The following is a 13916-nucleotide window of genomic DNA, read 5'->3' as shown; positions in this document are numbered from 1 at the left end:
GGTTGACGCCCACCCCGGCGGCTCACAGAATTCGCACCCTCCGCAGCCCTCGCCCGCCAAGACTCGGGCTGCGGGGGTCACTCCACGCGAATGGGGGTCACCCTCCATTCGCGTCTCCTTTTCCCGCCGATCAGGCCGCCAGGGCCAGGTCGTCCAGCGGCTGCTGCAGGCCCACCGCTTCGGCCGGTGCCACGCTCAGCGGGCCGGCTGCCAGGGCGGCCGCCACGGCGTCGAAGGTGCTGGCGGTGGACACGCCGTAGTCGTCCAGCAGGTCGTTCAGCACGCTTTCCAGGGCGCTGGTGTTGCCGCCCATCAGGCCGTAGACCACCTGGTGGACCGCGCCGGCGTGGCCTTCGCTGAGCAGGCTCGACAGCCCCAGGCCGCTGAAGCTGGCCTCTTCCTTGCCCGCGCCGAACTCGAAGCCCGAGGCGGTCTTGGTCAGGTCGCTGCCCAGGGACACGCTGTCCAGGTTGCCGTACAGGGTGTGGGCCGGGCTGGAGAACAGCGAGTAGCTGAGGTTGCCTTCGGCAACGAAGCCGGCGTCGCTGTTGGGGCTGGTCAGGGCGTACTCGGTGCCGCTGAGGGCGCCGGGGTAGAAGCCGCCGGTGTTGACGCCGTCCTGCACCTGGCCGGGGCGGTGGTTGGCATCGCCGAAGTAGCCGGCCCAGTCGGCCAGGTAGTCGGTGATGGTCCAGCTGGCGTAGGTGGCGGAGTAGGAAATCGAAAGGCTCATGCAGTGTCTCCAGTTGAGGTTTCCGCCGCGCGGCACGGCGCTGCGCGACGGCTTTGCCCGTCATGGGCAAATCCGGGTCAGAAGGTGTATTCCACGGTGCCCTGCAGGGTGCGGCCCCGGCCGAGGGTGAAGGCGAGCACGTCCCCCAGGGGCACTAGGTAGGCGCGGTCGGTGACGTTCTCCAGGGCCAGGCGCAGGGTCAGGTTGTCGGTGGCCTTGTAGCTGCCGTAGAGGTCGTAGACGGTGTAGGCCTTCCAGTCCGCCGGGTAGACCTGCTCGCGTGCGGCGTCGTCGCCGGCGTCCAGGGCGTAGCCCTCGCTGTAGCGGGCCCGCGCGCCGAGATCGAGGCGGCGGTCGAGCAGGCGGGTGCCGAGGGTCAGGCTGCCGCGGTCCATGGGCATGTGCTCGGCGCTGCCCATGTGGCCGCCGCAGCTCACCATGGCGTTGGCGGTGGCGTTGGGCACGTAGCCCGTCACCGGCGGACGGCGGCCGCTGCCGTAGACGGGGGACACCGCGCCGCCGAGCCAGGCGTCGTTCGAGCAGTACTGGTTCTCGCCGATCATGTGGGTGTAGGCGAGGTTGCCGTAGTAGGCGCCCATGTCGTAGTCGAGGGCGTACTCGACGCCCCGGAAGCGGGTGCTGGTGCGGTCGTTGACGTAAGCCGACACCCCCAGGGCGGCCACCCCCACCCCCGGGCGCTGCAGCCCGACCGACATGTAGGTGAAGTCGTCGATGCGGGTGTCGAAGTAGGCCACCTTCAGGCCCAGGGCATCGCCGTCGGTGAAGAGGTTCTGCTTGAAGATGTTGAACCCCACTTCCCAGGACTGGGAGCTTTCCGGCTTGAGGAAGGGGTTGGGGTACATGGTTTCCGCACTGCTGCCGTGGGGGCGCCCGGAAATCAGCGTCTCGGTCACCGCCGGCGGGCGCCAGCCCTCACCGTAGCGGGCGAAGAGCTGCAACCAGTCCGGGCCGGGCTTGAGGGCGATGCCGAAGGTGGGCGAGAACGCGCCTTCCTCGCGGTCCACCTCGTAGCGCAGCGGGACGTTGTAGGTGGGGTTGCCGGGGGTGTTGAGGCGATAGAGGGTCATGTTGAAGCCCGTTTCGCCCTCCAGGTGGTAGCGGTCGTAGCGCAGGCCGGCGTCCAGGGTCAGCCAGTCGTCGTAGTCGAGCTGCAGGTTGGCGAACAGGCTGCCCATGGCGCGGTCGCCCTTGGGGGTCATGCCTTCGGACACCGGGAAGCCCACGGCGGAGCCGCTGGCCACGGCCTGGGTGGAGTCGGGGCGGACCTTGTCCTGGAAGTACTCCAGGCCGTAGTTGGCCTTGAGGGTGGTGAGCTCGCCGAGCAGGAAGGTGGAGGTGTTCTCCAGCTGCAGGCCGTAGGTGTCGGTCTGGTAGGTGATGGCGTAGCCGGCGCTGCTGCCACGGGCCAGGGTGGTCTGCCGGTTGCGGTTGTCGACGTGGTAGAGCTTGGCCTTGAAGTCCACCAGCAGGTCGTCGGGGCTGTAGCTGTAGTCCAGCGCGATGTTCTGCGACACCACGTTGCTGCTGCCGAGCTTCTCCCAGAGCTCGGCCTTCTCCACGTTCATCATGTTGGCGTCGTCGTAGGCCACCTGGGTGCGCAGGTAGCTGAGCTGCACGCGCTGGTCGGCCGGCAGGTTGAGGCCGAGCTTGGCCAGGCGCGAGCGCATGGTGGAGCCGGAGTAGGCCACCGGCGAGTGCTTGATGCGCTCCTCGACGCCGGGGTTGAAGCTGGAGCCGGTGCGCAGCTGGCCGATGCTGCCGTGGGTGCCGGGGTCGTAGTCGCCCAGGTGGCGCTCGCTGGCGGCGAAGAGGAGGTCGCCGACCTCGTTGCCCAGGGCAAAGGCACTGCTGCCGATGAAGTCGGTGCCGTTGGCGTAGCCGCCCAGGCCGGTGGTGGCGCGCACGCGGCCGCCGAACTCCTTGCCTTCGTGGATGAAGTCGCGGGCGTTGAGGGTGCTGAACTCGGCCACCCCGCCGATCACCCCGGCGCCGCCCATGCCGGAGGTGGCGCCCTTCTCGATGGTCACGGCGGAGAGCAGTTCCGGGTCGATGTACATCGTGCCGTTGCGCTGCTGGTGGCCGCTCTGCTGGAAGTTCTGGCGCATGCCGTCGATGTTCATGTTGACCCGGCCGTAGTCCTGCAGGCCGCGGATGTTCACCGAGAGGCCCGGGTCCTGCTGGCTGACGGCGGTGTAGACGCCGGCGCTCTGTTCGAGCATGTCGGCGGCGTGACGCGGCGGGTTGCGGTCCAGTTGCTCGCGGTCGATCACCGCCACCGAGCGGGGGGACTCGTAGACCCAGTCGTGGGCGTTGGCCTGGCCCTGAACCTGGGTGGCGCCCAGCTCCAGGGCGTCGCCGCTGGCTTCGCGCACCAGGCTGACTTCACGCGGGGAGGTGAAGCGGAAGCTCACCGGGGTGCCCCGCAGCAGGCGGCGCAGGGCCTCGTCGGCGGCGTAGCGGCCCTGCACCGGGGCGCCCTGGAGGTCGGCGAAGCGCAAGGCGTCGAAGATCACCTGCACGCCGGACTGTTCGGCGAAGGTGAGCACCGCCTGGTCGAGGGCCTGGGCCGGGATGTCGAAGGCGACCTGGACGGCTTCGGCGTGGACCTGTTCCACCGCGACCAGGGGCAGGGCCCCCGCGCCGATCAGGGCCCAGTGTCCCCCCAAGACGAGCAGCGAACGGCGGAATCGCCGGCCCATCCCTTTGCGTGCGTTCATCGTGTGTTCCTGTGGCTGCTTGGTGTTGTTTGGTGAATGCAAATCACTCTCAACAGCAAGACGCGCCACTCACGCAAAGTCAGTAAAAGAAATTTCCGCGCGGGTGGGAGGGCAGGCCGCAGGCCCGTCGATACGGGCCCGGGAGGGTCAATAGAGGAAGGTGGCGCCGGGCACGTCCAGGCGCTGGGCGTGCAGTTCGTGGGTGAGGGTGTCGAGGGCCTCGTCGAGGATGTCGAGGCGGAACACGCCGCTGACCTCCCGGCGCGCCAGGCGGGCGTCGGTGACCACCAGGCGGCGGGTGCGGTAGCGGTTGAGCTGTTCGGCCACTTCGGCCAGGGGCACCCGGTCGAACACCAGCACCCCGCGCCGCCAGCTGCTGGCCCGCTGCAGATCAAGCCCGAGCAGGGGCTGGATGCCCTGGACGCGGTCGTAGCGGGCGCTCTGGCCCTCGCTCAGTACCCGTTCACCGGGAACGCCTTCGAGGTTCACCGCGACGCTGTGTTCGAGCACGCCGACCCAGGCCCCTTGCCCGCGCTCCCCCACCAGGAAGCGGGTGCCGAGGGCGCGGGTGGTGCCACCGGCACTTTCCACCACGAAGGGCCGGCGTTCGTCGCCACCCATGGGCGCGACGCTGAAGCAGGCTTCCCCGGCCAGCAGGCGGACGCGCCGCTCGCCGTCGCTGTAGAGGACGTCGATGGCGCTGCGGGAGTCCAGCTCCACCTCGCTGCCATCGGGCAGGGTGACCCGGCGTACCTCGCCGGTGCCGGAAGCGTAGTCGGCCAGCAGGGGCATCAGCAGCGGGCGGCCCGCGTCCACGCCGAGCACCGCCACCAGCAGCAGCGCAGCGACCCCGCTGGCCCAGCGCCAGCGACGGCGCGTGCGGGGGGCCGGGCGCGCGGCTTCCCTGGGTGCACGGCGGCGCGGCGGTTCACCGGCAGCCGGTTCGTCGGCCAGTTGGCCAAGGGCGTCCCAGGTGGCCTGGGCGAAGGCCAGCGCCTCGGGGTGGCGCGGGTCGGCCTGGCACCAGCGCGCCAGGGCCTCGGCCGTCGCCGGGTCCGGGTCGCCCTGGCTGAGGCGCACCGCCCAGTCGGCGGCTTCCTCGCGTATTTGCTGCTCCCGCAGGTGCTGGCTGATCACGTCGGTCTCTCGTTTCTCGTTATAGGAAGGCTGACGTTCGGGGACGCCATTCACCGTAAACCATCCGTCAGTCGCTCCGCGGGCCGTCCTGCAGGCGCTGCATGACATGGGCGAGGGCCTTGGCCAGGTGCTTCTGCACCGAGCTGTCGGAGATATCCAGCTGGCGCGCCACTTCGGCATGGGTCAGGCCGTGCAGGCGGTTGAGGCGGAAGATCTCGCGGGTGCGCGGCGGCAGCTCGGCCAGGGCCTCACGCAGGCGGCGCCGATGCTGCTCGGCGGCGGCCTGTTCGTCCAGGGGCGGGGCGTCTTCGACGATCTCGTGCAGGGCTTCCTGGGGGACCAGGTCGGTGCGCCGGCGGGCCTGCTGGCGCACATGGTCCACCAGCAGGTTGTGGGCGGTGCGGTAGAGGTAGGCGGGGCCGTTGTCGATGGCGTCCTTGCCGCGCTGCTCGGCCAGGCGCAGGAAGCTTTCCTGTACCAGGTCGGCGGCCAGTTGCGGGTCCCGTACCTTGCGCGTCAGCAGGCTGCGAAGGGCCTTGGCGTGCTGGATGAACAGGCTCTTGAGATCGGGCTCCGACAAGCGCGCTCCCTGGCTTTGACAGGAGAAGGGAGCGCCATCCTAGTTTTATTGAGAATCAATTTCAAATAAGAAATCGATACGGAATCAGCTGGCCGGGGTCACCAGAACCGGCAGCTGTTCCTTGAGCTTCTGGTTGTTCAGCGGGGCGCGGATGAAGCCGCGCTGGGTGCCGTCGGGGCCGATCACCACCAGGTTGCCGCTGTGGTCGACGGTGTAGTTCTCCTTGCTGGTGTCGGCCGGGATGAACGGGATGCTGACGGCGTTGGCCAGCTTCTGGATGCTGGCCAGCTCGCCGGTGGCGCCGAGGAAGGCCGGGTCGAAGTAGCCCAGGTACTGCTTGAGCTGCTGCGGGGTGTCGCGGTTGGGGTCGACGCTGATCATGACGATGCGCACGCGGTCACGCGCGGCCTCGGGCAGCAGGCCCTTGAGCTCGCGCATCTGCGCCAGGGTGGTGGGGCAGATGTCGGGGCAGAAGGTGTAGCCGAAGAACAGCAGGCTCCATTTGTCCTTCAGTTCGTTCATGGCGATCGGCTTGCCGTCCTGGTCGGTCAGGCTGATGGCCGGCACGGTGCGTGGCTGGGGCAGCAGGACGATGCCGGCGTCGAGCAGGCGGGTGGGGTCGGCCTGGCGCTGGCCGTTAAGCACCTTGTTCACGGTCAGGCCCAGGACCAGGGCCACCAGGGCGATGAGGACGAATACGGTTTTCTGCACGCGGGTCATGGTTGCTCTTCGCTTGGAATGGGCGGTGCCGGCAAGCCTATCAGGCCCGGTGGGCCGGGGCTCGTCCGAACGCGGGGATGCGGCCTGCCCCTCGCGGCGCGGGGCGCGAGGGGCGACGCATCAGGACCTGCTCAGGGCCCGGGGGCTCAGACCGCCAGCAGCAGGTAGTGATCCAGCAGCAGGGCGATGAAGAGCAGGAAAAGGTAGGCGATAGAGTACTTGAAGGTGCCGATGGCGGCGTGCGGTCGGCTGTCGCGGTAGAGCCTCCAGGCCCACTGCAGGAAGCGCCCGCCGAGCAGCACGGCGCAGGCCAGGTAGAGCAGCCCGCTCATGTGGATGGCGTAGGGCAGCAGGCTGACGGCGAACATCACCAGGGTGTAGAGGACGATGTGCACCTTGGTGTAGTGCTCGCCATGGGTGACCGGGAGCATGGGGATGTCGGCCTTGGCGTACTCGGCCTTGCGGTGGATGGCCAGGGCCCAGAAGTGCGGCGGGGTCCAGGCGAAGATGATCAGCACCAGCAGCAGCGGCTCGGCGGAGACGTGGCCGGTGACGGCGACCCAGCCCAGCAGCGGCGGGGCGGCCCCGGCCAGCCCGCCGATGACGATGTTCTGCGGCGTGGCGCGCTTGAGGAAGCCGGTGTAGAGCACGGCGTAGCCCAGCAGCGAGGCGAGGGTGAGCCAGGCCGCCAGTTCGTTGGTGAAGCGCAGCAGCAGGGCCAGGCCGGCCACCGCCAGCAACAGGGCGAAGGCCAGGGCCGCCAGCGGCGAGACGCGCCCGCTGACGACGGGGCGCTTGAGGGTGCGCGCCATGATGGCGTCGATGCGCCGGTCCACCACGTGGTTCACCGCCGCCGCCGCGCCGGCGCAGAGGGCGATACCGAGGTTGCCGAACACCAGGACCTCCCAGGCCACGCCGGCGCGGGTGGCGAGGAACATCCCCACCAGGGAGGTGATGATCATCAGCAGCACGACCTTGGGCTTGGTCAGTTCCAGGTAGTCCCGCCAGGTGGCGTGGACCTGGGTGTGTCCATGCTGGAGCAGCGTGGCCATGGCGTCTCTCCTTCTTCTTGTCGTCAGGCGGGCTTGCCGGCAGGCAGGCGCAGGGCGGGGTCGCCCGGTTCGGTTGCCAGGGCTGGGGCGCGCACGCGGTAGTTCACCAGCACCAGGGTCAGCAGCAGCAGGGCGCCGCCGCCGTTGTGGGCCACGGCCACCGGCAGCGGCAGGTGGAAGAGCACGTTGCTGATGCCCAGCCCCACCTGCAGCGCCAGCACCGCCAGGAGCAGCCCGGCGAGGCGGCCGAGGCCTTCGCCGCGCAGGCGCCAGGCCAGCGCCAGCAGGGTCAGGGTCACCACCAGGGCGCCGAGGCGGTGAGTCATGTGGATGGCGGTGCGGGCGTCGCTGTCCAGCTGGCCGCCCAGGTAGTTGGGGCCGATGTGCTGGGTGAGGTGGAAGCCGTTGGCGAAGTCCATCGCCGGCCACCACTGGCCGTGGCAGGTGGGCAGGTCGACGCAGGCCACCGCCGCGTAGTTGGAGCTGACCCAGCCGCCCAGGGCGATCTGCCCGATCACCAGGGCCAGGGCCGCTGCCGCCAGCCGCCGCAGGCTCGCCGGCAGGCCGAGCGCCGGCAGCGCACCGGAGAGGCGCAGGCTGAGCAGGAACAGCAGGGCCAGGGTGGTGAAGCCGCCGAGCAGATGGGCGGTGACCACCTGGGGCCAGAGCTTGAGGGTGACCGTCCACATGCCGAAGGCGGCCTGGGTGATGACCACACCGAGCAGCACCAGCGGCAGGCGCAGGGGCTGGCCGTCACGCCCGCGCCGCACCAGGGCGTGCACCGCAAGACCGAGGATGGCCAGGCCGAGGGTGCCGGCGAAGTAGCGGTGGACCATTTCGTTCCAGCCCTTCTGCGCTTCCACCGGCGCTTCGGGGAAGTGGCGCTCGGCGTGGGCCAGCTGGGCGTCGGTCTGCGGTACGCCGATGAAGCCGTAGCAGCCCGGCCAGTCGGGGCAGCCGAGGCCGGCGTGGGTGAGCCGGGTGTAGGCGCCGAGCAGCACCACCACCAGGGCCAGTACCGTGGCGACGGCGGCGAGGGGGAAACCGGGTCGGGAGGTGCGGGGCATGGCAGTCTCCTGCGGGCCGGGTCAGCCGATGTTGGACAGCTTCAGCAGGTGGCGCAGGTCGTCGAGCACGCGCTTGCCGGGTACCTGGCCGTCGTAGCGCAGCACCAGGTTGCCGTGGGGGTCGACGATCCACAGCTGCGGGACGCTGCCGCCGCTGGCCTTGCTGTAGGTGGCCGGGTCGAGGCCGTAGCGGGCCAGGCGCGGGTAGTCGCGCTCCAGGGTCTGGCGGAAGGCTTCGTCGAGGCTGCCGCCCAGGGCCAGGGCGTGGTCGGCGCGATTGGCTTCACGGCCCAGGCCGATGTTGATCTGCCGGGCGAGGTAGACCAGTTGCTGGCAGTCGGCGGCACAGCCGGCCGGCGCGGTCACCAGCAACTGCCAGCGCTCGGGGGCGGCGGCGCCCTGCACGCCAAGGTCTTCGCGCTGCTGGCCGTTGCCGATCAGCGTGCCGTGGTAGCTGCGCCCGTCGGGCACCCAGAAGCGCAGGTGGTACATGGCCGAGGCCAGCACCATGGGGCCGATCACCACGGCGAGGATCAGCAGCAGTTGCAGGCGCCCACGGGCGCGGCGCGGGCGTTCAGGCAGAGCGAGGGCTGGCGTCATCAGGAAGCTCCCGTGCTTGGCGGATGCCGAGGTAGAGGTACAGGGCGCAGAGGGCGACGGCCATGGCGAACCATTGCACGGCGTAGCCCAGGTGGCGTTCGGGGCCCATGGCCACCACCGGCCAGTCGGTGTCGTAGGCGGCGCTGCCGGGCTCCAGGCGCAGTTCCAGGGGCAGGCCGCCACGGCCGAGGCGCTGCCAGAGCGCAGTGGCGTCCACCTGGTTGATCAGTTGCGGCCAGTCGCGGCTCTCCACGTGGCGCAGTTCGAGGCTGGCACCGGGCGGGACGTAGACCCAGGCATCGAGCACCTGGGCGGCGGCGGGGGTGTCGAACGTCGGCGGGGTGCGGCGGTCGGGCCAGGGCAGCCAGCCCCGGTTGACCAGCACCCAGAGCCCGCTGGCGGGGTCGTAGAAGGGTTGCAGCAGTTCGACGCCGGAGCGGCCGTTGCGGATGCGGTTGTCCAGCAGGAGGCTGTGCTGGGCGTCGAAGCGGCCCTGCAGGTGCACCCGCATGAAGGCGGGGTCGGGCTGGCGCTCCAGGTCCAGCACGCTCACCGGGTCGGCCTGCCGGCGGGCTTCGTAGCCGGCCAGCAGCTGGCGCTTCTCCTCGGCGCGGCCGAGCTGCCAGAGGCCCAGGCCGACCAGCAAAGGCAGCAGCAGGAGCACCGCCAGGGTGGGCACCCAGCCGGGTCGGAAGCGCCGGGCCCGGGGTCGCCGGGTGCCCGGGTAGGGCTGGCTATACTGCACGACGTCCCCCTTCTGTCGACGGAGTCGCCCCATGCTCAAGGCGCTCATCCTGGTGTTGCTGCTGGCCATGGTGGCCAGCCTGTTCAGCGGGCTGTTCTTCCTGGTCAAGGACGCCGGCAAGGGCCCCCGCCTGGTGAACGCCCTGACCCTCCGTGTGGTGCTGGCCGCGTCGATCCTGGCGCTGGTGGCCTGGGGCTTCTACAGCGGCCAGCTGGTGTCCCACGCCACCTGGTAATGCCTGCGGGCGGTTCAGAGCACGTAGACGAAGATGAATAGCCCCACCCAGACCACATCCACGAAGTGCCAGTACCAGCTGGCGGCCTCGAAGCCGAAGTGGTGCTCGGCGTCGAAGTGGCCGCGCAGGATGCGCACCAGCATCACGGTGAGGATCAGGGTGCCCATGGTCACGTGGGCGCCGTGGAAGCCGGTGAGCATGAAGAAGGTGGCGCCGTAGATGCCGGAGCCGAGGGTCAGGCCCAGCTCGTGGTAGGCGTGCACGTATTCCTCGGCCTGCAGGGCGAGGAAGCTGGCGCCGAGCAGGATGGTCAGGGCCAGCCAGATCTTCAGCAGCTTGCGGTTGTTCTTCTTCAGCGCGTGGTGGGCGAAGGTGACGGTGAAGCTGGAGGACACCAGCAGGAGGGTGTTGATCAGCGGCAGGTGCCACGGGTCGATCACCGCCTTGGGCCCGGGGAACAGCTTGGGATCGGGGGTGTTCAGCAGCGGCCAGGTGTACTGGAAGTTCGGCCAGAGCATGTTGGCCACGCCCTTGGCGCCCTCGCCGCCGAGCCAGGGGCCGGACCACATGCGGATGTAGAACAGGGCCCCGAAGAAGGCGGCGAAGAACATCACCTCGGAGAAGATGAACCAGCTCATGCCCCAGCGGAACGAGCGGTCCATCTGCGGGCTGTAGAGCCCGCCGCGGCTTTCCTTGATCACCGCGCCAAACCAGCCGAACAGCATGTAGGCCAGGCACAGGGCGCCGATGAAGAAGATCAGCGGGCCGTTGGACTCGGGCCGCGCGGCCTTGAGGTCGTTGAACCAGGTGCCCAGTCCGTAGACGGTGATGAGCATGCCCAGGGTGGCGATGATCGGCCACTTGCTCTGGGCGGGGACGTAGTACTGCTCGTGGCTAGCCATCGTGTCGTTCTCCTTGCGCGCCTCAGTTCTTGGCGACTGGCGGCTTGCGGGCGGTGATGTCGAACAGCGTGTAGGCGAGGGTCAGGTGGTGCACGTCCGCCGGCAGGTCGCGGTCGACGATGAAGCGCACCGGCATCTCGATGCGCTCACCCGGCTGCAGCACCTGCTGGGTGAAGCAGAAACACTCGGTCTTGTGGAAATAGGCGGCGGCCTTGGACGGCGAGATGCTGGGGATCGCCTGGGCGGTCATGGGCTTGTCGGTGGTGTTGTGGGCAATGAACAGCATTTCGTTGCTGGCCCCCGGGTGCACCACCAGGTCGTCCGCCTTGGAGCGGAACTCCCAGGTCATGTCTGCCGCGTTGGTGGCGAGGAACTGCACCCGCACCTGGCGCTGGGCGTCCTGCACCTGGCTGCCTTCGTAGGCGCTGGCGTTGGTCTTGCCGTTGATGCCGAAGGCGACGCACATGACGTCGTAGATCGGCACCAGGGCGAAACCGAAGCCGAACATCGCCACCACCAGCACCAGCAGTCGCAGGATCAGGCGGCGGGTTCCCAGCTCGCCGTCCATGTCACTTCACCTCGGGCGGGGTGCTGAAGGTGTGGTACGGCGCCGGCGAGGGCACGCTCCATTCCAGGCCCTCGGCACCGTCCCAGGGCTTGGCCGGGGCGGGTTTGCCGCCACGGATGCACTTGATGACGATGAACAGGAACAGCAGCTGGGTGGCGCCGAAGGTGAAGGCGCCGATGGAGGAGATCATGTTGAAGTCGGCGAACTGCAGGTTGTAGTCCGGGATGCGCCGGGGCATGCCGGCCAGCCCCACGAAGTGCATGGGGAAGAAGGCGAGGTTCATGCCGATGAAGCTCATCCAGAAATGCAGCTTGCCGAGGGTCTCGTCGTACATGTGGCCGGTCCACTTGGGCAGCCAGTAGTAGGCCGAGGCGAAGATGCCGAAGATGGCGCCAGGCACCAGCACGTAGTGGAAGTGGGCCACCACGAAGTAGGTGTCGTGGTACTGGAAGTCCGCCGGGGCGATGGCCAGCATCAGCCCGGAGAAGCCGCCGATGGTGAAGAGGATGACGAAGGCCACGGCGAACAGCATGGGTGTCTCGAAGGTCATCGAGCCCTGCCACATGGTGGTGGCCCAGTTGAACACCTTCACCCCGGTGGGCACGGCGATCAGCATGGTGGCGTACATGAAGAACAGTTCGCCGGTGAGCGGGATGCCCACCACGAACATGTGGTGCGCCCAGACGATGAAGGAGAGGAAGGCGATGGAGGCGGTGGCGTAGACCATCGAGGTGTAGCCGAACAGCGGCTTGCGGGCGAAGGCCGGGATGATCGAGCTGACCGCACCGAAGGCGGGCAGGATCATGATGTACACCTCGGGGTGGCCGAAGAACCAGAACACGTGCTGGAACAGCACCGGGTCGCCACCGCCGGCGGCGTTGAAGAAGCTGGTGCCGAAGTGGATGTCCATCAGCATCATGGTCACGCAGCCGGCCAGCACCGGCATCACCGCGATCAGCAGGAAGGCGGTGATCAGCCAGGTCCAGACGAACAGCGGCATCTTCATCAGGGTCATGCCCGGGGCACGCAGGTTGAGGATGGTGGCGATCACGTTGATCGCCCCCATGATCGAGCTGATGCCCATCAGGTGGATGGCGAAGATGAAGAAGGTGACGCTCTCCGGCGCGTAGGTGGTGGACAGCGGGGCGTAGAAGGTCCAGCCAAAGTTGGGTCCGCCGCCGGCGCTGAACAGGGTGCTGATGAGCAGGCCGAAGGCCGCCGGCAGCAGCCAGAAGCTGAAGTTGTTCATGCGCGGCAGGGCCATGTCCGGCGCGCCGATCATCAGCGGGATCATCCAGTTGGCCAGGCCGACGAAGGCCGGCATCACCGCGCCGAAGACCATGATCAGGCCGTGCATGGTGGTCATCTGGTTGAAGAAGGCCGGCTCGACGATCTGCAAACCGGGCTGGAACAGCTCGGCGCGGATCACCATGGCCATGGAGCCACCCACCAGGAACATGGTGAAGGCGAACCACAGGTACATGGTGCCGATGTCCTTGTGGTTGGTGGTGAGCACCCAGCGCATCAGGCCCTTGGCCGGGCCGTGGTGGTGATCATGCCCGGCATGATCGTGACCAGTGTGGTCCGGATCGATCACTGCACTCATGTCATTTCTCCTCGGCTTGTTTGAGGGCCAGGACTTCCTTGGGCGTGACCATGTCGCCCTTGGCGTTGCCCCAGGCATTGCGCTCGTAGGTGATCACGGCGGCGATGTCGACCTCCGACAGCTGCTTGCCGAAGGCGGCCATGGCGGTGCCGGGCTTGCCGTGGAAGACGATGTCGAGGTGGCCTTCCTTCGGCCCGGTGGCGATCTTCGAGCCCTTGAGCGCCGGGAACATGGGCGGCATGCCCTGCCCTTCGGGCTGGTGACAGGCGGCGCAGGTGGTGTGGTAGACCTTGTCGCCACGGGCCACCAGTTCGTCGAGGGTCCAGTCCTTCTCGGTCAGTTCCTTGACCTTGGCCACCTCGGCCTTGCGCTCGTCGAGCCACTTGGCGAAGTCCTCGCGGGACTTGGCCTCGACCACGATGGGCATGAAGCCGTGGTCCTTGCCGCACAGCTCGGCGCACTGGCCGCGGTAGAGGCCGGGCTTCTCGATGCGGGTCCAGGCCTCGTTGACGAAGCCGGGGATGGCGTCGCGCTTGACCGCCAGCGCCGGCACCCACCAGGAGTGGATCACGTCGGCGGCGGTGATCAGGAAGCGCACCTTGGTGCCCACCGGGATCACCAGCGGCTCGTCCACCTCCAAGAGGTAGTGCTCACCCTTCTCGGCCTTGTTGTGGATCTGGTCGGCGGGCGTGGCCAGGTTGCTGAAGAACTCCACGTCCTGGCCCAGGTACTTGTAGTTCCACTTCCACTGGTAGCCGGTGATCTGGATGTCCAGCTCCGACTCGGAGGTGTCGTAGATGTTGATCAGGGTGCGGGTGGCCGGCACCGCCATCGCCACCAGGATCACGAAGGGCACGACGGTCCAGAGGATCTCCACCGTGGTGCTTTCGTGGAAGTGGGACGGTTCCTGGCCGGTGGAGCGCCGGTGGACGAGCATCGACCAGAACATCACGCCGAAGACGACCACGCCGATCACGACGCAGATCCAGAAGATCGTCATGTGCAGGTCGAAAACGGTCTGGCTGACTTCAGTGGCGCCGGGCGTCATGTTGACCGTCCAGGCCGCCTGGACCGGGGTCAACGTCAACCACAGCAGGAATCCCATCCAGGCACGCGGATGTCGCATCATTGCGGGTTCCCCTTATCGTTCTTGTTCTTCCCGCCGGCTGGGCCAGCGGCTGGGGGACGGTCGTCAATACGGCTGACTTTAACGGCCGACCTCTAGCACGTGGT

14 protein-coding genes are annotated in these 13916 nt (G+C 68.4%); 1 reads left to right on the top strand and 13 read right to left on the bottom strand.

Features of this window, described 5'->3' with window-relative positions; all coding sequences use genetic code 11:
* Positions 1–130: 130 nt before the first annotated feature.
* The 9 genes from PotMrB4_RS00390 to PotMrB4_RS00350 form a co-directional block, all read right to left on the bottom strand.
* On the bottom strand, positions 131–733 hold the full coding sequence (locus PotMrB4_RS00390) for a heme acquisition protein HasA (RefSeq protein WP_044410248.1): 603 nt from the start codon (positions 731–733) through the stop codon (positions 131–133).
* A gap of 77 nt (positions 734–810) precedes the next feature.
* Complete coding sequence (locus tag PotMrB4_RS00385) at positions 811–3471, bottom strand: TonB-dependent receptor (protein ID WP_197939503.1); 2661 nt, start codon at positions 3469–3471, stop codon at positions 811–813.
* A gap of 147 nt (positions 3472–3618) precedes the next feature.
* Positions 3619–4608: a FecR family protein gene (locus PotMrB4_RS00380; protein ID WP_160483322.1), complete on the bottom strand. Its 990-nt coding sequence runs from the start codon at positions 4606–4608 to the stop codon at positions 3619–3621.
* A 67-nt stretch (positions 4609–4675) separates the two neighbouring features.
* Positions 4676–5188, bottom strand: coding sequence for an RNA polymerase sigma factor (locus PotMrB4_RS00375; RefSeq protein ID WP_044410239.1), 513 nt, complete (start codon positions 5186–5188; stop codon positions 4676–4678).
* 84 nt (positions 5189–5272) lie between these two features.
* The gene (locus tag PotMrB4_RS00370) at positions 5273–5908 is read right to left on the bottom strand and encodes an SCO family protein (protein ID WP_074969927.1); all 636 of its coding nucleotides are present in this window, start codon (positions 5906–5908) and stop codon (positions 5273–5275) included.
* Positions 5909–6054: 146 nt separating this feature from the next.
* Positions 6055–6960 carry a heme o synthase gene (gene cyoE, locus PotMrB4_RS00365; RefSeq protein WP_074969925.1) on the bottom strand — a complete coding sequence of 302 codons (906 nt, stop codon included), beginning with the start codon at positions 6958–6960 and terminating at the stop codon, positions 6055–6057.
* A 23-nt stretch (positions 6961–6983) separates the two neighbouring features.
* Positions 6984–8027: a COX15/CtaA family protein gene (locus PotMrB4_RS00360; protein ID WP_107331451.1), complete on the bottom strand. Its 1044-nt coding sequence runs from the start codon at positions 8025–8027 to the stop codon at positions 6984–6986.
* A gap of 21 nt (positions 8028–8048) precedes the next feature.
* Positions 8049–8627 (bottom strand): hypothetical protein, encoded by a 579-nt coding sequence (locus PotMrB4_RS00355; protein ID WP_044410227.1) that lies wholly within the window; start codon positions 8625–8627, stop codon positions 8049–8051.
* Positions 8602–9372: an SURF1 family protein gene (locus PotMrB4_RS00350; RefSeq protein ID WP_232060779.1), complete on the bottom strand. Its 771-nt coding sequence runs from the start codon at positions 9370–9372 to the stop codon at positions 8602–8604. The genes PotMrB4_RS00355 and PotMrB4_RS00350 overlap by 26 nt, the downstream gene beginning before the upstream one ends.
* A gap of 31 nt (positions 9373–9403) precedes the next feature.
* Between PotMrB4_RS00350 and PotMrB4_RS00345 the strand changes: the two genes are divergently transcribed.
* Complete coding sequence (locus tag PotMrB4_RS00345) at positions 9404–9607, top strand: twin transmembrane helix small protein (RefSeq protein ID WP_044410219.1); 204 nt, start codon at positions 9404–9406, stop codon at positions 9605–9607.
* Between the two features lie 14 nt (positions 9608–9621).
* Here PotMrB4_RS00345 and PotMrB4_RS00340 read toward each other — a convergent pair whose 3' ends face one another.
* Genes PotMrB4_RS00340 through coxB form a run of 4 tightly spaced genes read right to left on the bottom strand, consistent with a single transcriptional unit; the run spans position 9622 to position 13812 of the window.
* A complete protein-coding gene (locus PotMrB4_RS00340; RefSeq protein ID WP_172432236.1) occupies positions 9622–10509 on the bottom strand; it encodes a cytochrome c oxidase subunit 3 in 888 nt (295 codons plus the stop codon).
* A gap of 22 nt (positions 10510–10531) precedes the next feature.
* Positions 10532–11077, bottom strand: coding sequence for a cytochrome c oxidase assembly protein (locus PotMrB4_RS00335; RefSeq protein WP_044410214.1), 546 nt, complete (start codon positions 11075–11077; stop codon positions 10532–10534).
* Between the two features lies 1 nt (position 11078).
* Complete coding sequence (gene ctaD, locus PotMrB4_RS00330) at positions 11079–12683, bottom strand: cytochrome c oxidase subunit I (protein ID WP_172432235.1); 1605 nt, start codon at positions 12681–12683, stop codon at positions 11079–11081.
* A 1-nt stretch (position 12684) separates the two neighbouring features.
* The gene (coxB, locus tag PotMrB4_RS00325) at positions 12685–13812 is read right to left on the bottom strand and encodes a cytochrome c oxidase subunit II (protein ID WP_172432234.1); all 1128 of its coding nucleotides are present in this window, start codon (positions 13810–13812) and stop codon (positions 12685–12687) included.
* Positions 13813–13916: the final 104 nt, after the last annotated feature.

Source organism: Metapseudomonas otitidis, from assembly GCF_011397855.1.
GTDB lineage: Bacteria > Pseudomonadota > Gammaproteobacteria > Pseudomonadales > Pseudomonadaceae > Metapseudomonas > Metapseudomonas otitidis.
The sequence above is the reverse complement of the archived record's forward strand: the minus strand, read 5'-3'. Positions and strand labels throughout refer to the sequence as shown.